22 protein-coding genes and 1 pseudogene are annotated in these 18,202 nt (G+C 75.6%); 7 read left to right on the top strand and 16 right to left on the bottom strand.

The window, feature by feature from the left end:
- Positions 1-95: 95 nt before the first annotated feature.
- The gene (helR, locus tag ACR9E3_RS07985; protein WP_460379693.1) at positions 96-2,324 is read left to right on the top strand and encodes an RNA polymerase recycling motor ATPase HelR; all 2,229 of its coding nucleotides are present in this window, start codon (positions 96-98) and stop codon (positions 2,322-2,324) included.
- Here the strand turns inward: helR and ACR9E3_RS07980 are convergent.
- Positions 2,281-2,502: a helix-turn-helix domain-containing protein gene (locus ACR9E3_RS07980; protein ID WP_285655613.1), complete on the bottom strand. Its 222-nt coding sequence runs from the start codon at positions 2,500-2,502 to the stop codon at positions 2,281-2,283. The two genes, helR and ACR9E3_RS07980, sit on opposite strands and share 44 nt — an antisense overlap.
- 79 nt (positions 2,503-2,581) lie before the next feature.
- Between ACR9E3_RS07980 and ACR9E3_RS07975 the strand changes: the two genes are divergently transcribed.
- Positions 2,582-3,394 carry an enoyl-CoA hydratase/isomerase family protein gene (locus tag ACR9E3_RS07975; protein WP_460379692.1) on the top strand — a complete coding sequence of 271 codons (813 nt, stop codon included), beginning with the start codon at positions 2,582-2,584 and terminating at the stop codon, positions 3,392-3,394.
- A 12-nt stretch (positions 3,395-3,406) separates the two neighbouring features.
- Here the strand turns inward: ACR9E3_RS07975 and ACR9E3_RS07970 are convergent, their stop codons facing one another.
- The gene (locus ACR9E3_RS07970; protein ID WP_460379691.1) at positions 3,407-4,456 is read right to left on the bottom strand and encodes a hypothetical protein; all 1,050 of its coding nucleotides are present in this window, start codon (positions 4,454-4,456) and stop codon (positions 3,407-3,409) included.
- Positions 4,457-4,525: 69 nt separating this feature from the next.
- On the opposite strand from ACR9E3_RS07970, the gene ACR9E3_RS07965 reads away from it, so the two are divergent.
- Entirely contained in the window at positions 4,526-5,335 is an 810-nt protein-coding gene (locus tag ACR9E3_RS07965) for a methyltransferase domain-containing protein (protein ID WP_460379690.1), read from the top strand.
- Here ACR9E3_RS07965 and ACR9E3_RS07960 read toward each other — a convergent pair.
- On the bottom strand, positions 5,314-5,451 hold the full coding sequence (locus ACR9E3_RS07960; RefSeq protein ID WP_460379689.1) for a hypothetical protein: 138 nt from the start codon (positions 5,449-5,451) through the stop codon (positions 5,314-5,316). The two genes, ACR9E3_RS07965 and ACR9E3_RS07960, sit on opposite strands and share 22 nt — an antisense overlap.
- A 109-nt stretch (positions 5,452-5,560) precedes the next feature.
- On the opposite strand from ACR9E3_RS07960, the gene ACR9E3_RS07955 reads away from it, so the two are divergent.
- On the top strand, positions 5,561-6,805 hold the full coding sequence (locus ACR9E3_RS07955) for an FAD-dependent monooxygenase (RefSeq protein ID WP_460379688.1): 1,245 nt from the start codon (positions 5,561-5,563) through the stop codon (positions 6,803-6,805).
- Positions 6,806-6,812: 7 nt separating this feature from the next.
- On the opposite strand, the gene ACR9E3_RS07950 is transcribed toward ACR9E3_RS07955, so the two are convergent.
- From ACR9E3_RS07950 to ACR9E3_RS07895, 12 genes are all read right to left on the bottom strand, one after another.
- A complete protein-coding gene (locus ACR9E3_RS07950; RefSeq protein ID WP_460379687.1) occupies positions 6,813-8,015 on the bottom strand; it encodes a cytochrome P450 in 1,203 nt (400 codons plus the stop codon).
- Positions 8,016-8,026: 11 nt separating this feature from the next.
- Positions 8,027-8,971 carry a PDR/VanB family oxidoreductase gene (locus ACR9E3_RS07945; protein WP_460379686.1) on the bottom strand — a complete coding sequence of 315 codons (945 nt, stop codon included), beginning with the start codon at positions 8,969-8,971 and terminating at the stop codon, positions 8,027-8,029.
- 45 nt (positions 8,972-9,016) lie between these two features.
- Entirely contained in the window at positions 9,017-9,763 is a 747-nt protein-coding gene (locus ACR9E3_RS07940) for an IclR family transcriptional regulator (protein WP_460379685.1), read from the bottom strand.
- Positions 9,764-9,826: 63 nt separating this feature from the next.
- Positions 9,827-10,054 (bottom strand): Ada metal-binding domain-containing protein, encoded by a 228-nt coding sequence (locus ACR9E3_RS07935; protein WP_460379684.1) that lies wholly within the window; start codon positions 10,052-10,054, stop codon positions 9,827-9,829.
- The gene (locus tag ACR9E3_RS07930; RefSeq protein WP_460379683.1) at positions 10,051-10,719 is read right to left on the bottom strand and encodes an alpha-ketoglutarate-dependent dioxygenase AlkB family protein; all 669 of its coding nucleotides are present in this window, start codon (positions 10,717-10,719) and stop codon (positions 10,051-10,053) included. The genes ACR9E3_RS07935 and ACR9E3_RS07930 overlap by 4 nt, the downstream gene beginning before the upstream one ends.
- Complete coding sequence (locus ACR9E3_RS07925; RefSeq protein WP_460379682.1) at positions 10,716-11,552, bottom strand: SGNH/GDSL hydrolase family protein; 837 nt, start codon at positions 11,550-11,552, stop codon at positions 10,716-10,718. The genes ACR9E3_RS07930 and ACR9E3_RS07925 overlap by 4 nt, the downstream gene beginning before the upstream one ends.
- Positions 11,549-12,496, bottom strand: a complete 948-nt coding sequence (locus ACR9E3_RS07920; RefSeq protein WP_460379681.1) for a hypothetical protein — start codon at positions 12,494-12,496, stop codon at positions 11,549-11,551. The genes ACR9E3_RS07925 and ACR9E3_RS07920 overlap by 4 nt, the downstream gene beginning before the upstream one ends.
- 110 nt (positions 12,497-12,606) lie before the next feature.
- Entirely contained in the window at positions 12,607-13,290 is a 684-nt protein-coding gene (locus ACR9E3_RS07915; RefSeq protein WP_460379680.1) for an anti-sigma factor family protein, read from the bottom strand.
- Positions 13,287-13,799, bottom strand: a complete 513-nt coding sequence (locus ACR9E3_RS07910; RefSeq protein ID WP_460379679.1) for a sigma-70 family RNA polymerase sigma factor — start codon at positions 13,797-13,799, stop codon at positions 13,287-13,289. The genes ACR9E3_RS07915 and ACR9E3_RS07910 overlap by 4 nt, the downstream gene beginning before the upstream one ends.
- 11 nt (positions 13,800-13,810) lie before the next feature.
- Positions 13,811-14,209, bottom strand: a complete 399-nt coding sequence (locus ACR9E3_RS07905) for a hypothetical protein (protein ID WP_460379678.1) — start codon at positions 14,207-14,209, stop codon at positions 13,811-13,813.
- A gap of 65 nt (positions 14,210-14,274) precedes the next feature.
- Positions 14,275-14,592 carry a DMT family transporter gene (locus ACR9E3_RS07900; protein ID WP_460379677.1) on the bottom strand — a complete coding sequence of 106 codons (318 nt, stop codon included), beginning with the start codon at positions 14,590-14,592 and terminating at the stop codon, positions 14,275-14,277.
- The gene (locus tag ACR9E3_RS07895; protein WP_460379676.1) at positions 14,589-14,921 is read right to left on the bottom strand and encodes a DMT family transporter; all 333 of its coding nucleotides are present in this window, start codon (positions 14,919-14,921) and stop codon (positions 14,589-14,591) included. Before ACR9E3_RS07895 ends, ACR9E3_RS07900 begins: the two co-directional genes overlap by 4 nt.
- Before the next feature lie 72 nt (positions 14,922-14,993).
- On the opposite strand from ACR9E3_RS07895, the gene ACR9E3_RS07890 reads away from it, so the two are divergent.
- From ACR9E3_RS07890 to ACR9E3_RS07880, 3 genes are read left to right on the top strand one after another with little or no spacing between them, the layout of a single operon-like run.
- Positions 14,994-15,944 carry a LysR family transcriptional regulator gene (locus ACR9E3_RS07890; protein WP_460379675.1) on the top strand — a complete coding sequence of 317 codons (951 nt, stop codon included), beginning with the start codon at positions 14,994-14,996 and terminating at the stop codon, positions 15,942-15,944.
- A gap of 5 nt (positions 15,945-15,949) precedes the next feature.
- Positions 15,950-17,053: a flavin-containing monooxygenase gene (locus tag ACR9E3_RS07885; RefSeq protein ID WP_460379674.1), complete on the top strand. Its 1,104-nt coding sequence runs from the start codon at positions 15,950-15,952 to the stop codon at positions 17,051-17,053.
- 17 nt (positions 17,054-17,070) lie between these two features.
- Positions 17,071-17,865, top strand: a complete 795-nt coding sequence (locus tag ACR9E3_RS07880; protein ID WP_460379673.1) for an MOSC domain-containing protein — start codon at positions 17,071-17,073, stop codon at positions 17,863-17,865.
- Here ACR9E3_RS07880 and ACR9E3_RS07875 read toward each other — a convergent pair.
- Positions 17,866-18,202: pseudogene (locus tag ACR9E3_RS07875) on the bottom strand (phosphoglycerate dehydrogenase); the annotation flags it as partial.

The following is an 18,202-nucleotide window of genomic DNA, read 5'->3' as shown; positions in this document are numbered from 1 at the left end:
CAACGTATAGCGGACCACGGGTCTTGCGGCAAGACCCGGGTCGGGGCGCACCATTCCCGCCGTTGTCGAGAACGGCTTCGGGAATCGGGAGACGCGTGCACCCTGACGACAGCGCGGGATACACCAAGGAACTGCGATCGGAACGGGAGCACCTGGACGGGCTCCACGCGCGACTCGACGCCGAGCGCGCACGGGCGACGGCTGAGTACGAGACCGCGCTGGCGGGCGACGGGGTGACGCCCATGGACCGCGACGTGGCGGTCCGCGCGTCGGCACGGCTGATGCGGCGCCTCGACGTCGCGGACCACGGGCTGTGCTTCGGCCGGCTCGACGGCGTCGACGGGGACCCCGCGTACATCGGGCGGATCGGGCTGCGCGACGAGCACGACGAGCCCGTCCTTCTCGACTGGCGGGCCCCGGCGTCGCGGCCGTTCTACACCGCCACCGGGGCCCACCCCGAGGGCCTGCGCCGGCGGCGGCAGTTCCACACGCGCGGGCGGCGGCTGCTCTCCTTCACCGACGAGGAGCTGGGTCGTCCCGGAGCCGGCGCGCACGGCGACGCCGCGCTGCTCGCGGCGGTGAACGCGCCTCGGGGCGAGGGGATGCGCGACATCGTCGCGACCATCCAGGCCGAGCAGGACGAGATCATCCGGCTCGACCACCCGGGCGTCACCGTGATCGAGGGCGGACCCGGCACCGGGAAGACCGTCGTGGCGCTGCACCGCGTCGCGTACCTGCTCTACACCCAGCGCGAGCGCATGGAGCGCCACGGCGTGCTCGTGGTGGGGCCCAACCCGGCGTTCCTCGACCACATCGGGCGCGTCCTGCCGTCGCTGGGCGAGTCCGACGTCGTGTTCACGACGACGGGCGACCTCGTGCCGGGCCGGCACGTCACCGCCGAGGACACCCCGGACGCCGCGCGGGCCAAGGGGTCGCTCGCGATCATCGACGTGCTCGCGGCGGCGGTCGCCGACCGTCAGCGCCTGCCGGACGAGCCGCTGCCGGTGGAGATCGGGGACGTCACCGTCCGGGTGGACGCGGCGACGGCGGCGTGGGCCCGCGAGGAGGCCCGTGCGAGCGGTCGGCCGCACAACGAGGCCCGCGCGGTGTTCGCCGAGATCGTCGCCTACGTCCTCACCGAGCGGGCGGCCGCCCGGATCGGGCGCGGCTGGCTCACGCCCGAGGACCGGGACGCCTGGCGGGACCTCACCACCGAGCTGCGCGACGAGCTCGCGGGGAACGAGGCGTTCACCGCCGTCCTCGACGCGCTCTGGCCGGTCCTCACGCCGGAGGCGGTGCTCGCCACGCTCTACCCGTCGCCCGAGCGTCTGCGCGCGGCCGGCGCGGACCCCGCGTTGGGCCGGGCCGACGGCGACGCCTGGACGGTGTCCGACGTGCCGCTGCTCGACGAGCTCGTCGACCTGCTCGGCCCGGACCCGGCGGCGGAGAAGGCCGCCGCCCGCGCGGCGGACCGCGACCGGCAGGAGGACGCGGAGTACGCCGCGGGCGTCATGGAGATCCTCACGCTCGACCGCGAGGAGTTGGACGAGGACGTCGGCGTCACCGTCGACGACCTCATCCACGCCGGGGCCCTCGCCGACCGGTTCTCCGAGCGGGACACCCGCGACCTCGTCGAACGGGCGTCCGCCGACCGCGACTGGACGTATCGCCACGTCGTGGTGGACGAGGCCCAGGAGCTCTCCGCGATGGACTGGCGCGTGCTGATGCGCCGTTGCCCGAGCCGGTCGTTCACGGTGGTCGGCGACCTGGCGCAGCGCCGGTCACCGGCCGGCGCGACCTCGTGGGCCGCGATGCTCGACCGCTACGTCGCCGGGCGGTGGGTGTACCGCTCGCTGACCGTCAACTACCGGACCCCGGCGGAGATCATGTCCGTTGCCGCGGCCGTGCTCGCCGAGTTCGCCCCCGACGTCCGCCCGCCGGAGTCGGTGCGCGCGAGCGGGGTCCGGCCGTGGTCGCGGCAGGTCGCCGACGACGACCTCGCGACCGCCGTCGAGGAGTTCCGCCGCGACGAGGCCGGCCGGGAGGGCACGTGCGTCGTGATCGGCCCGCCCGGGCTCGAGGGTGCCGTGACGCCGTCGGGGACCAAGGGCCTCGAGTTCGACGCCGTGCTCGTCGTCGACCCGGACCGGATCCTCGCCGACGGCCCGCGCGGTGCGGCCGAGCTCTACGTCGCCCTGACCCGGGCCACCCAGCGCCTCGGGATCCTGCACCGGGACCCGCTCCCGCCGGCCCTCGCCGGGCTCGCGGGGGCGCCCGCGCTCACGTCGTGCGGAGCCGGCTCCCGCCCCGGGGACGCAGGGTGACCCCGGCGTCGAGCAGGAGCTTGCGGACGTGGCCGAAGCTCCGGCCGGTGTCCTCGGAGAGCCGCATGAGGCTCTCCCCCGCGGCGTAGCGCTCGACGAGGTAGCGCGCGAGCTGCGCGCGCTCCCGTCGACGTGCGGCCCGAGGATCGTCGACGACGGCCGTGGTGGTGTCCGGCACCGGGGGTCTCCTTCCGCCAGCTCGCGGTGACACTAGGTGCCGCCCGGTGCCTGCTTCGCGAACTGTTCAGGATTGAGACATGCTCACGACGGTGAGCGCCCTGTGGCCCGAGCCCCCGACACCGTCCGCCGACGAGGTCGCCGCCCGCCTGCGCACCGAGCGCCGGGGACACGTCCTGGCGATGCGCATGGATCGGGCCGACAAGCGCAACGCCGTCGACGTCGCGATGACGACCGCCCTCGACGCCGCACTGAACACACTCGACGACGACCCCGAGCTGCGGTGCGGCGTGCTCACCGGGGGCCCGGAGGCGTTCAGTGCCGGGACCGACATCAGCGTCGGCCCCGGCGCGCCGACGCCCCGGGGCGGCAACTACGGCGTGGTCGCGCGGCGCCGGACGACGCCGCTGATCGCCGCCGTGGAGGGCATCGCGTTCGGGGGCGGCTTCGAGATCGCGCTGGCCTGCGACTTCGTGATCGCGTCGACCACCGCGCGGTTCGGCCTGCCCGAGGTCGGTCTCGGCCTCGCCGCCAACTGCGGCGCGCTGTTCCGGGGCCCGCGCGCGCTGCCGCCCGCGGTGGCCCGGCAGATGCTGCTGACCGGGGACCCCCTGCCGGTCGAGCGGGCCCACGAGCTCGGGTTCGTCACCGAGCTCGTCGAGCCCGACCGCGCCGAGGCGCGGGCCCTCGAGCTCGCCGACCGGGTCGCCGCCCGGTCGCCCGTGGCCGTGCAGGCGACGCTGCAGGCGCTCGACGCCGCGCTGCGCGACGCCGACGACCGCGGCTGGGCCGACACCGACGACGCCGTGGCACGCGTCGTGGCGAGCGAGGACCGGGTCGAGGGCGTGGCGGCGTTCTTCGCGAAGCGGCCGCCGGCGTTCACCGGCCGGTGACGAGCTCGGGGGTCAGCAGCCCGGCGGCGCTCCCCCGGTGCCGTCGGTGAACGCGGGCGCGCAGGGGGCCCGCCGCGGCGTGCCGAGCGCGCCCCCGCCCGGGGTGTCCTCGGTGTTGTTCGTGACGGCGGCGAGCTGGTTCATGACACCGCGCATCTCGCCCGAGTCGATCGACGGGAACTCGCGGACGGCGGTCGACTGCACGTCGAGTGACCCCTCCGGCGAGCCCCCGCTCTCGTCGACGACGTAGCCGCCGTAGGTCTGCAGGGCCTGGGCGACCTTGCGGACGTCCGGGTCGGTGATCCCCGAGAGGTCGGTGTCCGGCGGGAGGGCGAGCAGGGTGCCCATGCCGATGTCCGGGTCGTCGCCGCCGTACTTGTCCTCGTAGCCCGAGTCGGCCTTGCTCGCCGGCCAGCGGTGCCCGCCGTTCTCCGGGGAGCAGCTGGTGTCGCACGGCAGGCTGATCTTGAGCGCGTGGCGGATCGGCTGGTCGCCCGACAGCTCGCCCTCGCGGATCGTGCCGCCGATGCCCGACAGGCCCGAGCCGCCGTGGCACCCCGGGATGCCGGTGCCCGTCAGCGACACCGGGGCCCAGCCGTACTGCCAGCTGGGGTCCCCTCCGCGGTCGAGGCGCAGCGGCTGGCCCTGGACGACCGTGGTCCGGTCCGGGGAGTCCCGCAGCAGCGTCGAGCAGTTGTTGTAGCTGCCGTCGGCGTGGAGGTCGGGATCGACGAGCACGGCGCCGCCGGGGTCGCCGTCGAGCTGCTTGACCGGGGCGTCCGGGTCGACCGAGATCGGTTCGACGTCGGGGTAGAGCGAGCCGATCTGCAGGTCGGTCTCCTGGTACTGCGCGCTCGTCGCGAGCGGCAGGTTCCAGATCGAGTCCCACGCGAACGGCCGGGCGTAGACGTCACGGGTGGGTTCCGGGCCGGCCTCCGCCGCGGACCCGCCTGCCGCGCCGGGACCGGGGCCGCCGCCGCCGGAGCAGGCGCCCGCCAGCACGAGCACCACCACGGTCGACAGGGCCGCCGCGAGCCTGGACACGGTCCCGGAGGCGATCACCCGCGGAGCATGTCAGGAACCTTGTGAGGACCTGATGTCGGACCGGACCGGTCCGACCAGGATGGGCCGATGGCCGACGACGAGGGCTACCTGCTCGACAACCGGCGCACCGAGGCCGGCGCCCGGTTCACCGCGCTCGCGGCGCTGTTCGACCCGTCGACGCTGCGCCACCTCGAGGATCGCGGCCTCGCGCCGGGCTGGCGCTGCTGGGAGGTCGGCGCCGGGGGCCGCAGCGTGCCGGACCGGCTCGCCGCGGCCGTCGGCGCGGGCGGGCTCGTGCTCGCCACGGACATCGACACGTCGTGGCTCGACGACCCGGAGCCCCGGGCGCCGTTGCGGGTGCTGCGCCACGACGTCGGCGTCGAGGAGCCGCCCGCCGACGACCTCGACCTCGTCCACGCCCGGCTCGTGCTGACCCACGTGCCGCGGCGGGACGCGGCGCTCACGGCGATGGTCGCGGCACTGCGCCCGGGCGGGTGGCTGGTGGTCGAGGAGGCCGACCCGGGGCTGCAGCCGCTGCTCTGCCCCGACGAGTACGGGCCCGAGCAGGAGCTCGCGAACCGGCTGCGGCACGGGTTCCGCACGCTGATGGCCGGCCGCGGCGCCGACCTCGCCCACGGGCGCACGCTGCCGCGGCGGTTGCGCGCGGCGGGCCTGCGCGCGGTCGGCGCGGACGCCTACTTCCCGATCACCGCGGAGGCCGGCGCGACGCTCGAGATCGCCACGGTCGAGCACATCCGCGAGCGGCTGGTCGACGCCGGCATCGCGACGGCCGAGGAGATCGATGCCCACGTCGGGAACGTCGCCGACGGGCGGGTGCCCGACCTGGCGACGTCACCGATGATCACGGCGTGGGGTCAGCGCTCCCCCGGGTGGTAGTCGTTGGCCACGGCCTCCGCGGCGCGCGCGGCCGCGATGTCGGGGTCGGGCTCGGGGGTCGCGGCGACGACGGTCTCGAGGTCGTCGGGCGTGGTCGCGGGGTGCACCGGGTCCATGCGCCCATCGTGACCGCCCCCGACGCCGGAGGACAGGGCCGTCGGGGCGGCGGTGAACCGGCCCGGCCCGCGGTCCGTGTCCAGGGGGGTGAGCCGTCGGACCGTGTGCGTGGGTGGCGGGCCGGCCGGCCTGTACACCGCGATCACGGCGCGTCTCGCGGGTGTCCGCGACGAGCTGGTCGTCGTCGAGCGCAACCCGCCGGGGATCACCCACGGCTGGGGGGTCGTCTTCTGGGACGACCTGCTGGACGCCCTCCACCGGACCGACCCGCCCTCGGCGCGGGCGCTCCGGGACGCCGCGGTGGTCTGGGACGGACAGATGCTGCAGGTCGACCGGCGGGCGCCGGTCTTCCTCGGCGGCTCCGGGTACGCGGTGGGTCGCCAGGAGCTGCTCGGCCTGCTCACCGCGCGGGCCTGCGAGCTCGACGTCGACGTCCGGTTCGGGACGCCGGCCGAGGAGGTCGACCCGCTGCTGCGGGCCGCCGACGTGGTGGTCGTCGCCGACGGCGTCAACAGCACCCTGCGCGCCGCCCACGAGGACGTGCTCGTCCCGCGGGTGGAGCCCGGGCACCACCCGTACATCTGGCTCGGCACGCCACGTCGGTTCCCGACCTTCACCTTCGGGTTCGTCGACACCGGGGCGGGCTGGATGTGGTGCCACGCGTACGCGTTCCGGGACGACCGCAGCACCATGATCATCGAGGGTCCCGCGTCGACGTGGTCGGCCCTGGGGCTCGACCGGATGCCGGTCGACGCCTGTCTGCGCACCCTCGAGGAGCTGTTCGCGCACCTGCTCGGGTCCGAGCCGCTGCTGCTGGTCCCGGACCGCGCGGGGGACCCGCGACCCGACCGGCCGGCGCCGTGGACGCGGTTCCAGCGGGTCGACCTGCGGCGCTGGCACGACGGGAAGCACGTGCTGGTCGGCGACGCCGCCCACACCACGCACTTCACGATCGGCTCGGGCACGTCGCTGGCGCTGGGCGACGCGCAGGCGCTCGGGCTCCGCCTCGCCGGGGACGAGCCCCTCGAGCAGGCCTTCGCGGCCTACGAGGCCGAGCGACGCGCCGTCCTCGCGCCGCTGCGGGACGAGGCCGACCGCAGCACGGCGTGGTTCGCCGACCTCGTGGCCTCCTCGCCGAGCACCCCGGCGGGCCCGGCGGACCGCCCGGGCGACGCGGTCGACGACCTCCACCTCGCGTGGTCGCTCTGGGGTCGGCGCAGCGACGCCCCCACCTGGCGGTGGTACCTCCTGCGGGCCACCCAGCGACCGGCGCTGCGGCGGCTGCGGCGGGGGGCGTCGACGGTGCGCCGGGGCCTCCGCGCCCGACGCCGCGAGCTCGCCGCGGGCGGCTGACGCGCGGTCAGGCCCGCACCAGCCGCACCGGCAACGACGCGAACCCGCGCATCGTGTTGTTGTGGTGCCGCACGGGCCGGCCGGCGGGCTCGATCCGCTCGACCCGCCGGGCCAGCGCGGCCAGCAGCGCCTCGGCCTCGAGGCGGGCCACGTGCTGGCCGACGCACTGGTGCAGGCCCATGCCGAAGCCGACGTGACCGGACGGGTCGCGGTCCAGGTCGAAGGCGTCCGGGTCGTCCCAGCGCCGCGGGTCGTGGTTGGCCGAGCCGAGGAACATCAGGATCTTGCGGCCCTCGGGGACCACGGTGCCGCCGACGTCGACGGCGGTGTCCGCGATGCGGAAGAACGTCTGCACCGGCGACTCCCAGCGCACGGCCTCGTCGAACGCGACGCGGGCGAGAGCCGGCCGGTCGCGCAGCCGCGCCCACTGCGCGGGGTGGGTCGCCATCGCGGCCAGGCAGGCGCCGAGGCCGTGCACGGTCGTGTCGACGCCCGCGGACAGCAGCGACCGCACCACGAGCGGGGCCTGGTCGGCGGTGATGTCGCCGCGGTCGGCGGCGGCCCAGATCTGCGCCCCGAACCCGCCGTCGGCGAGCATCTCGCGGGCGCACTGCGCGTTCACCCATCCCGCGTGGTCGGCGATCGTCGGCGCGCCCTTCGCCACCAGCGCGTTCTCGGGGCCGAAGGCGTTGAACAGGTGGTCGCCGTAGGGCAGGAGGTGCTCGCGGCCCGCGCGGGGGATGCCGACGGCGTCGGGGAAGACGCGCAGCGGGAAGGCCTCGGCGAGCCGGGTCATCGCGTCGATCTCGGGGCCGGCGGCGAGGACCTCGTCGACGAGGGCCTCCGCGTCGGCGAACCACCGCTCCCGCAGCCCGCGCAGCGCGCGCGGCGAGAGGATCGGGGCGAGCACGGCACGGGGCGCGTCGTGGTGGGGCGGGTCGGTCTCGAGCAGCAGGCTCGGTGGGCGCCACGGCTTCTCGTACCGCCAGTTGGCGAGCCCGACGCCGGCGCCCGAGGGGAACCGCTGCCAGTCGACGAGCGCGGCGCGCACGTGCTCGTAGCGCCCCATCGCGTAGACGTCGTGCTGCGCCAGGTGCACCACCGGGCCGGCCTCGCGCAGCGCGTGCTGGAAGGGCAGCGGGTCCTCGAGCACCTCGGGCGAGAACGGGTCGACGTGGCTGGTCGGGACGGTCGGGCTGATCGTGGTCACGGGTGGCGCTCCTAGAGGTCCAGCACGAGGCGCTCGGTACAGGACCGGGACACGCACGGGAACATGCAGTCCCCCGCGGCGCGCTCGTGGTCGGCGAGGATCGAGTCGCGGTGGTCGGGGACGCCGGCGAGCACCGTCGCCTCGCAGGTGCCGCACAGGCCCTGCTCGCACGAGGAGAGCGCGGTGGCCCCGGCGCGGCGCGCGGCGTCGAGCACGGTGCTCTGCGGGCGCACCGTCACCGTCGTCCCCGTGCGGGCCAGCTCGACCTCGAAAGGCTCGTCGCGCACCGGGGCGGTCAGCTCGGGGGCGGTGAAGCGTTCGGTGCGCAGGCGGTGGGGCGACCGGTCGGCGGTGGCGCGCTCGACGGCGTCGAGGAGCGGTCCCGGCCCGCAGCAGTAGACGACGGTGTCGTCGCGGGGCTCGCCGAGGAAGGACCGCAGCGGCAGCAGGCCGTGCTCGTCCTCCGGGCGGAGGTCGACACGGTCGCCGTAGCGGGCGAGGTCGTCGGTGAAGGCCATCGAGGCCCGCCGCCGGCCCCCGTAGAGCAGCGCCCAGTCGGCGCCGACGAGGTCGGCCTGGTGCACCATCGGCAGCAGCGGCGTGATCCCGATGCCGCCCGCGACGAAAAGGTAGCGGGGCGAGGGCACCATCGCGAAGTCGTTGCGCGGCCCGCCGAACGCCACGACGTCGCCGGTGTCGAGCTCGTCGTGCACGTACGCCGAGCCGCCACGGCCGACGGGTTCGCGCAGCACGCCGACCCGGTAGGTGTGGGCGTCCCAGCGGTCGCCGCACAGCGAGTACTGCCGTGTCACCCCGTGCGGGAGCGTGACGTCGATGTGCGCACCCGGCGCCCAGTCCGGCAGCCGCCCGCCGTCGGGCCGCGCGAGCACCAGCGTCACCACGTCGTCGGCCGCGGTCTCCTTGCTGATCACGACCAGCCGGTCCGAGTCCTCCATGGCCGCGACGATGACCGGGCGGTGGGACCGCGCGGAACGCCGTTCTCATTCAGTGAGACGGCGCTCGATCCGGCGGGCCGCCGCCGTCAGCGTCGCGAGGTGGCCGCGCGCCTTCTCGTCGTTGGGCACCACCACCGAGACGGCGGCGATCACCTGCCGGTCCGCGGTGCGGATCGGGACGGCGATCCCGGTCGCGTCCAGGTGGATGAAGCCCGGGCAGAGCGCGAAGCCCTGCTTGCGGATCTCGGCCAGGAGCACGCGCAACCGGCCGGGCTCGCAGACCGTCGCCGGCGTGTAGCGGTGGCGCGGCGTGCCGAGGATGCGCTCCTGCAGCACCGTGGAGCCGTAGGCGAGCAGCACGAGCCCGGAGGACGAGGCGTGCAGCGGCAGCCGGGCCGCGATGCGGGTGATGTTGATGACCGCGTGGTCGGCGGAGAGGCGCTCGACGAACAGCACCTCGTCGCCGTCGAGCACGCCGAGCTGGGCGTGGTGCCCGACCGTCGCGAGGAGCTGCTCCATCACCGGCATCGCGGTCTCGCGCAGCGACAGCGTCGGCGATGCGCGCAGGCCCAGCTCCCACAGACGGGTGCCGATCCGCACGTGCCGGTCGTCGTCGCGGGCGAGCAGGCCGTGCTCGACGAGCTCCGCGACGAGTCGCGACGCCGTGGCCACCGGCAGGCGGGCGCGGCGGGCCACCTCCGAGATCTGCAGTGCCGGCGCCTCCGGGGTGAACGCCTCGAGGATGCGCACGACGCGCTCGAGCACCGACTCCCCCGAGCTCGACCGCGCCACGACCCTCAGTGTGCGCCTCCGGCGCACGTGAGCACTTCCGCGTGCCGGAGCACTCCGAAGTGCTCACACGCGCGGAGCGCACACCCGGCAGGGGCGGTACCCCGCGGCGCGGGCGGTGGCCGCGTCGGCGAAGAAGACACGGTGCCGCGCATAGTGGCCGCGGGCGAGCCACCGCAGGGCGCTCGGGCAGTCGAGCCGTCCGTAGATCCTCAGACGCCGGTGGCCGCCGAGGGTGCCGGGCACCTCGGAGGTGTACGGGCGGCCGTCCGCGCCGATCAGCCGGTAGGTCATCCGTCGAACCCCGACACCCGCAGCGTGATGTTGAGCCGGCCCTCGGCGAGCCCGATGGCGGTCGCGTCGCCGGCGTCGTCGGGCAGCACGGACGGGACGCCGTGGTACGCGAGGCGGCTCTCGTCGCCGAACACCAGCAGGTCGCCGGAGCGCAGCTCGACGTCGGCCCATGGGCGCCCGCGGGTGTGCGGGTTGCCGAGCCGGAACAGGCAGGGCGCGCCGAGCGAGAACGACACGACCGGGTCCGGGGCGCGCTCGTCGGAGTCGCGGTGCATCCCGAGCCGCGCGTCGGCGGTGTAGTGGTTCACCAGTGCGATGTCCGGGGCGTAGCCGCGGCCGCGGGCCGGGTCGTCGTAGGCCGTCGCGACGGCCTCGCGTCCCAGGTCGGCGAGCCAGGTGGGCAGCTCGGCGACCGCCGACCCGTCCTGGTCGTCGCGGGTGCGCGAGTAGCGGTACGGGACCCAGTGCCAGCCGAGGCAGACGGTCTGCACGCTCATCCGCGCGCCGTTCGGCAGTGTCGCCGCCCGGATGCCCGGGCCCTCGACCGCCCAGCGGCGGCACGCGGCGACGAGGGAGCGCTGCCGGTCGCGGTCGAGCCAGTCCGGGACGTGCACCGCGCCGGGTGCGAGCTCCCGGCGCTCGCGCGGGAGCAACTCGAACGTCACGTCCCGGAGAACCCCGACGCCACGGGACGCGTGGCAGGCACGGTGACCCAGCTCGGGTGCTTGGCGGCGGCGGTGTCGCCCGACGACTTGCCGCGCAGCCGCCGTCCCACCCAGGGCAGGACGTGCTCGCGGTGGTAGCGGATCTCGGCGAGCGGGCCGCGGCGCAGGTCGCTGCCGGTGGTCGCGGGGACCTCCCCGCCGCCGAGGATGCCGCGCAGGATCAGCCCGGCCGCGCGCCGGTGGCCGGCCGGGCCGAGGTGCAGGCGGTCGGGCGACCAGTAGATCGGGCGGTGCAGCTCGGTGTCGTGGAAGCAGTCGACGAACGTCACGTCGTGGGCGGCGGCGAGGTCGGCGATCCGAGCGGTCAGCTCCTCGCCGCGGCGCCGCACGACCCGTCCGAGCGGGATGTGGTCCGACGGGTCCGCGCCGCTGATCAGCACGAGGCGCACGCCGGCGTCCGCGCACCGGCGCACCACGTGGGCGCTGCGCTTGGCGAGCTCCGCCACGTCGGTGTGGGGCCGCAGCATGTCGTTGCCGCCGCCGTTGAGTGTGAGCAATGTGGGTGGCGGGTCGAGGCCCAGCGCCGAGTCCAGCTGGCCGGTGACGATGTCGTCGAGCAGCCGGCCCCGCACCGCCATGTTGGCGTAGGAGATCGGCGCGCCCTGTGCCTCGGCGAGCCCCGCGGCCACGTGGTCCGCCCATCCCCGCACCGCACCGCCGCCGCGCTCGTCGCCGACGCCCTCGGTGAAACTGTCCCCGATCGCCGCGTACCGCAGGTGCGCCTCCGGCGCATGTGAGCACTTCGGAGTGCCAGAACACTCCGAAGTGCTCACATGCACGCCGGGCACCGGATCGGCGAGTCCTCCCATCCGAGTTCGCGGAGCCGTCGGCCGACGATCACGGCGGTGGGGCACGCCTCATGGTGCACCTCCTCCCATCCGAACGACATCCGAGCGCGGTGCGCGAGCTCGGCGGCGTTGTCCCGGGCCCGATCGGTGCGTGCGGTCCGGCTGTCGGCGTGGGATCGCCAGCCGTCGAGCCGCACGATGAGCTCACCCCCGGGCATCGCGTAGAGCAGATCCTCGTAGCGCCGACGTCCCTCGACGATCACCGGGAACTGCCGGGTCGGGGCGGGCAGGCCGTGGGCTCGCTCGACGTTGTGCACCCAGTCGGCCTCCAGGATCGAGCCGACGCCGTCGCGCAGGAGCGCCACCGCGCCGCGGAGAGGCCGCAGGTAGCGCCGCGGGGATCGCAGCTCGATCGCCTGTTCCAGGAGCTGCGCGGGGACAGCTCCCCGGGTCGCCAGGGCCGTGAACGTCCGCAGCGCCTGGCGCGCATCGGGCTCCGCGACGGCCAGATCGAGGATCGTGTGCGCCTTCCCCACCAACGGCGGGTCGGCGTTCACGACGATGTGGGCGAAGGCGCGCGACCGGTGCAGGACCACGCCCTCGCAGCCGCGCGCGGACGACCCGTAGGGCACGGTCAGGTGTACGGGCCCGTTCTCGTCCTCGCGTCGCAGCCGCAGCAGCTCCGCGGCCGAGCCGTGGCTGAGCGCCGCCGGTCCTCGGACGAACAGCAGCGCCGCCCGTCGACGCGCCTCCGCCGTGAGCGGCCCGGTGAACGTCGACAGCACGCCACGTTTCCGCAGCGTCCAGCGCTCACCTTCGATCTGCGCGGCGATCGCGTCAGCGGTGTAGCCGTGTGCCAGGGCCTGCTGACGCGTCACCAGCCCGTCCTGTGCGGCGAGCAGGCGCCGCCACTCCTCGGATTCCTCCACATGACGTTCGACGCAGGAGGACCGTCCACGGATCCCTGTGCGCTACGCGCTCGTGAGCACTTCGGAGTGCCCCAGCACTCCGAAGTGCTCACATGCGCCGAAGGCGCACCTCAGGAGCGCATCACCGTCGCGCCGTCGGCGGTGCGGACCTCCAGCCCGCGCACGCGGTCCGGCGGGAGATCGGTGGCCGCGGAGACCGTGACGTCCTGGTCCGGCGGCGGGCTCCAGCGGGCGACCTGCTGCTCGCTGCCGTCGGGCCCGCGCACGACCAGGACGTAGGTGGTGCGCGGGGCGTCCGGCGGGGCGGGCGGGCGTTCCGCGCCGTGGTACAGGCAGCTCAGCGCGATCTCCGTGCCCCACGGGCGCGCCGTGAGGTCGGCGAGACCGGAGGACGGCGAGTCCGCCACGGGCGGCAGGGCCATCTCGCGCACGGCCGGGGTCTCCACCGTGCCCGAGGTGCCGGGGAGGACCGCCCAGCCCACGAGACCGCCGCCGAGCAGCGCGACCACCACCGCGGCCGCGGCGAGCACCCACGACGTCCGGCGACGGCGCCGCACGCGGCGCAGAGTGCCGGCGAGGAGGTCCGGGGGCGGGTCCTGCACCGACGCGGCGGGCTCGGCGCCGCGGTCGCCCTCGGGCACGCGGGAGAGCAGCCCGGGCAGCCCGGCGACCTCGCCCAGCGAGCGCGCGCAGTCCGCGCAGCCGGGCAGGTGGGACTCGAACGCCTCGCGCTCCGCCGGCTCGAGGGCGCCGAGGACGTAGACCCCGACGTCGAACCGGTGCCGGCAGCTCATGACCCCACCCCCATCTCCTCGAGCACCAGGCGCAGGGCGCGCAGCGCGTAGTGGGTCCGCGACTTCACCGTGCCCGGCGGGATGCCGAGCACGGTCGCGGCCTCCCCCACCGTGCGGCCGCGGTAGTAGCACTCGCCGAGGACCGCGCGGTGCTCCGGGGTGAGCCGGGCCAGGGCGGCGGCCACGACCCACGTCTGCGCCGCGGCGTCGGCGTGGTCGGCGACGGTGCGGTCCCCGGCCTCGGGCACGTCGTCGTAGAGCACCTCGGGACGGGCGGAGCGGGCGCGCCAGTCGTCGATGAGCACGTTGCGCAGGGTGCGCAGCAGCCAAGGACGCGGGTCGCCGCGGCTCTCGTCGAGCGCGTCGGGGTGGCGCCAGGCGCGCAGCAGCGTCTCCTGCACCGCGTCCTGCGCGCGCCCCGGGTCGGACGTGGTCCGCAGGGCCACCGCCCACAGCACGGCGCCGTGGCGCTCGTGGAGCAGCCGGATGAGATCCTCCTCGGACGTCACCCCACCCCCTGTCAGGACCGGGCGGACGGGGTGAACGACCAGGCGGCCACCCACACCGTGCCCACGGTGAGGAGCATGGCGCACGGGACGTGCAGCGCGAGGACGCCGTGCTCGCCCGCGTAGGCCTGGGCGAACGACAGCACGAACACGACCACCGCGAGGACCGCGGGCCACCACGGGCCCCGCGCGGCGCGGGACCACAGGATCGCGGCGATCGCGAGCAGCCCGAGCACGACGTGCAGCACGATCGCGCCCGCGGCGTGCAGGCCGATCGGCCCGCCGCGCGGCAGCAGGGCGCCGGCGGTGACGAACTGCCAGGCCAGGACGACCACCGACAGCACGGCGGTGATCCGGACCGCCGTGAGCGGGGCGGCGACGGCACGGGGTGCGGCGGCGGCGTGGGTGACCATGAGCGTCGTCCTCTCGGTGGTGGTTCCCTCTCACCCCTCGGACACGGAGCCCGCCGCCGTTCGGTTCACCCGCCGTGGACCAGCAGCACCCCGGCGAGGACCAGGGCCAGGCCGGCCAGGTGGACGCGCGCGAGACGGTCGGCGAAGACGAGAGCGCCCGTGGCCGCGGCGAGCGCGATGCCGGCGCCGCTCCAGATGCCGTAGCCGACCGCCAGGGGCATCCCGAGCGCGAGGGCGCGGGACATGAGCAGCACCGACGCCCCCATCGCGAGGAACGCCGTCGCCGACCACGGGGTCCGGCGCAGCCCGTCCGAGGCGCGCATGGCCGCGAGGGAGAGGCCCTGGGTCAGCACCGCCCCGAGCAGGAGCAGGGTCTCGATCACGCCCGCACCCGCCGCTGCAACAGCAGTGCCCCGCCGAGGATCAGCGCGAGGCCGGCCGCCTGGACTCCGGTGACGGGATCGCCGAGCACGGCCGCCGACAGGACCGTCGCCGAGACCAGCCCGCAGCCGGTGACCGTGCCGTAGGCGATGCCGAGCGGGAGGCCGTGCTCGAGGGCGCGGGAGAACAGGAGCACGGCGACGGCGTAGCCCGCGAGCACGCCGAGCGTCGCCGCCGGGCGCGTGAACCCGTCGGACGCGGACAACGACACGGTGCCCAGCACCTCGCACACCACGGTGCCGCCCAGCAGCACCACACCTCGTGAACCCACGCCCTCGATGGTGAGCCCGTCCGGCCGTCAGTGGGAGTGACAGTTCCTCGACCAGTGGTTCAGTATCAGTGAATGCCGATCGATCCCCACCGGCTGCTGGTGCTGCGAGCCGTGCACCGGACCGGGAGCGTGCAGGCCGCCGCCGCGGCGCTGCACCTCACGGCGTCGGGCGTGTCCCAGCACCTCACGCGCCTCGAGTCGGAGACGAAGCTGGCGCTGCTCGACCGCACGCGGCGCGGCGGCGGGCGGGCCGTCGCCCTGACCACCGCCGGGCTCGCCCTGGCCGAGCGGGCCGACGACGTCGCCGTGGCCCTCGCCGAGGCGTCGCGCGAGGCCGACCGCCTGCGCGAGGGCACGCAGGGGACCGTGCGTGTGGGCGGCTTCGCGACCGCGCTCGGCGCCTTCGTCGTGCCCGCGCTCCAGGAGGTCGCGGTGAGCGACCCGGCGCTGCGGGTGGAGGTCCACGAAGTCGCCGCGGCGGAGGGCCTGGACTTCCTGCGCGCCGGCGAGCTGGACCTGCTGCTCGGCGAGCGCTACTCGGAGCACACCGCGCCCACCACCGGTCCGTACCGCGGGCTCGTCGAGCACGACCTGTGCCGCGACGCCTTCCGGGTCGTCGTCCCGCGGGTCTGGGCCGCGCCGGACACGCTCGCCGAGCTCCTCGCGGGCCCGTGGGTGACGTCACCGCAGCGCCACGGCGCGCACCGGCTCCTCGACCAGCTCTGCGCCGACCACGGCGTCGAGAGCGGGCACCGCCACGTCTGCACGGAGTCGCACACCATGCTCGCGCTGGTCGCCGCCGGTCTCGGCGCGACGATCGTCCCGGACCTGACGCTCTCGCGGGCGCCGGGAGACGGCGTCCGGGAGTACGCGACCGCGGTCGACCTCGGGGGGCGGGTCCTGACGGTGACCGGGCCCGCGGAGGCCCACCGCTCCCCCGCGACGCGCCGCTTCCACCGGCTGCTCCGCGAGATCGCGAGCGGGCGCGGCAGCGCCACCGAGGCCCCGACCGGGGCAGGATGAGCCGCGTGCCCGAGACCCTCGACGCCGTCGTCATCGGTGCCGGCTACAGCGGCCTGGCGGTGCTGGCCCTGCTGCGCGAGCGGGGGCTGCGGGTGCGTGCCTACGACGCGGCGGGCAACGTCGGCGGCACGTGGTGGTGGCACGCCTTCCCGGGCTCGCACCTGGACACCCCATGCCACGTCTACCAGTACTTCTTCTCCGAGCAGCTCTACCGCGAGTGGGGCTGGAGCGAGCCCCACCCGGCCGGCTACGAGGTCCAGCGCTGGTTCCGCTTCGTCGCCGACCGGCTCGACCTGCGTCGCGACATCACCCTGTCGACGACGGTCACCGCCGCGGAGCACGACGGCGACGGGTGGACGGTGCGCACCGACCGCGGGGAGACCGTCCGCGCCCGCGCGCTCGTCGCGTGCACCGGCCGGCTGTCCGCGGAGCCCGCGGTCGCCGCCGACGGCTTCGGCGGGACCGTGCTGCGCACCGCGTCCTGGCGGGAGGACCGCCACGACCTGCGCGGACAGCGCGTCGGGGTGCTCGGGACCACGGCCTCGTCGATCCAGCTCGTCCCCGCGATCGTGGACGCGGTGGCGCACCTGACCGTCGTCGCCGACGGGCCGCGCGACGTCGCCCCGCGTGTCAACCCGGTCTACGGCTGGCGCGAGCGCGAGGCCTACCGCGACCGGTTCGGCGCGACACGCGACGCGCCCGACGCGACCCCGCCCGCAGCCGACCGCGACGCCATGCGGGCCCGGCTCGGCGACGACCCGCGGCTCGTCGAGCTGCTCGTCCCCACCGGACCGCCGGGGCCGGTCACGCTCGACGGCGGCTGGCTCGAGGCGGTGCGTCGGGACCACGTCTCGGTGCTCGCCCGGGACGACGTGGCCGCCGTGCGCGACACGGGCCTCGCGCTCGCCGACGGCACCGTCCGGCCCCTCGACGTCCTCGTCGTCGCCGACGACCCCGACGCCGGGCCGCCGGCCCGGGAACGGCTCGCGGCGACCGGACCGCTCTTCGCCCCGACCCCGACCGAGCGCGGCACCGCCCCGTGCGTGCACCTCCACCGCGAGGCCGTCCGCATCGCGGGCGAGGTCGCCGCTCTGCCCGTAGCCCACTGACTCCCCGGAGGACCGCGATGCGCGTGTCGACGCTGACCCGCTACCCCGTCAAGTCGATGCTCGGCCAGCCGGTCGAGCAGGCCGAGATCACCGCGGCCGGGCTCGCGCTCGACCGGCGCTACGGGCTGCTCGACGCGACCACCGGCCTCGTCGCGACCGCGAAGCACCCACGCCTGTGGCGCCGGCTGCTGCAGTACTCGGCAGCCGTCGAGGACGACCGGGTGCAGGTCACGGCCCCCGACGGCCACGTGCGCGACGTCGACGACCCGCGCCTGCCCTCCGAGCTCGCCGCCGACCTGGGCCGCGAGGTCACGGTGGCCGCGACGCGTCCGAAGGGCGCCGAGGTCGAGCGCCCCGATCCCGAGGACGTGCTCGCGCAGGGCGTCGAGTCCGAGGTCGCCGCGCCGACCCTGGAGATCTCCATGGGCAGCGCCGCCGACACGTTCGTCGACTACGCGCCAGTGCACCTGATCACCACCGCGACGCTCGAGCGCCTCGGCGTGGACCCGGTCCGCTACCGGCCGAACCTCATCGTCGAGTCGGACGGGGAACCGTTCGCCGAGACCGACTGGGTCGGCCGCGAGCTCACCGTCGGCGAGGTCGTGCTCCGCGTCGTGCTGCCGACCCCGCGCTGCTCGGTGCCGACCCTCCAGCACGGCGACCGGCCCCGCGCGCCGGAGGCCCTGCGGCCGCTGCTCACCGACAACCGTGTCGACGTGCCGGGCTTCGGCGTGCTGCCGTGCGCGGGCGTCTACGCGGAGGTCGTGCGGGGCGGGACGGTGCGTCGTGGCGACGCGGTGGAGCTGCGTTGATCAGGGTGTCCAGGTCCGCAGCCAGATGGTGTGCGGGGAGCGGCGCAGCTCGGCGAGGGTCTCCTCGGGCACGGCGGCCTCGGTGTCGGTGAGCACGTAGCCGCGCTCGCCGCGGGTCGACAGGGCCTGGCTGATGACGTTCACACCGCTGTCGAGCAGGATCTGGTTGATCCCGGCCAGCACGCCCGGGCTGTTGGTGTGCAGGTAGCCCATCCGGAAGGCCGTCGGTGCCGCGGGCAGGGCGACCTCGGGGAGGTCGACCGACAGGGCGGTGACGCCGGTGTCGACGAAGCTGGCCAGCTTGGTCGCGACGAAGTGCCCGATCTCCTCCTGGGCT

The sequence above is a fragment of the Actinomycetospora sp. C-140 genome, assembly GCF_054796175.1.
Note: the sequence above shows the minus strand (reverse complement) of the source record. Positions and strands in the feature narration are given on the sequence as shown.

What these genes read in the sequence shown, in the direction of transcription:
- ACR9E3_RS07965 (WP_460379690.1), top strand. Translation starts at nt 4,526, where the DNA reads ATGGCCGACGACGAGGGCTACCTGCTCGACAACCGGCGCACCGAGGCC.
- ACR9E3_RS07905 (WP_460379678.1), bottom strand. Translation starts at nt 14,209, where the DNA reads ATGGTCACCCACGCCGCCGCCGCACCCCGTGCCGTCGCCGCCCCGCTC.
- ACR9E3_RS07880 (WP_460379673.1), top strand. Translation starts at nt 17,071, where the DNA reads ATGCGCGTGTCGACGCTGACCCGCTACCCCGTCAAGTCGATGCTCGGC.
- ACR9E3_RS07915 (WP_460379680.1), bottom strand. Translation starts at nt 13,290, where the DNA reads ATGAGCTGCCGGCACCGGTTCGACGTCGGGGTCTACGTCCTCGGCGCC.
- ACR9E3_RS07945 (WP_460379686.1), bottom strand. Translation starts at nt 8,971, where the DNA reads ATGGAGGACTCGGACCGGCTGGTCGTGATCAGCAAGGAGACCGCGGCC.
- ACR9E3_RS07960 (WP_460379689.1), bottom strand. Translation starts at nt 5,451, where the DNA reads ATGGACCCGGTGCACCCCGCGACCACGCCCGACGACCTCGAGACCGTC.
- ACR9E3_RS07890 (WP_460379675.1), top strand. Translation starts at nt 14,994, where the DNA reads ATGCCGATCGATCCCCACCGGCTGCTGGTGCTGCGAGCCGTGCACCGG.
- ACR9E3_RS07935 (WP_460379684.1), bottom strand. Translation starts at nt 10,054, where the DNA reads ATGACCTACCGGCTGATCGGCGCGGACGGCCGCCCGTACACCTCCGAG.
- ACR9E3_RS07975 (WP_460379692.1), top strand. Translation starts at nt 2,582, where the DNA reads ATGCTCACGACGGTGAGCGCCCTGTGGCCCGAGCCCCCGACACCGTCC.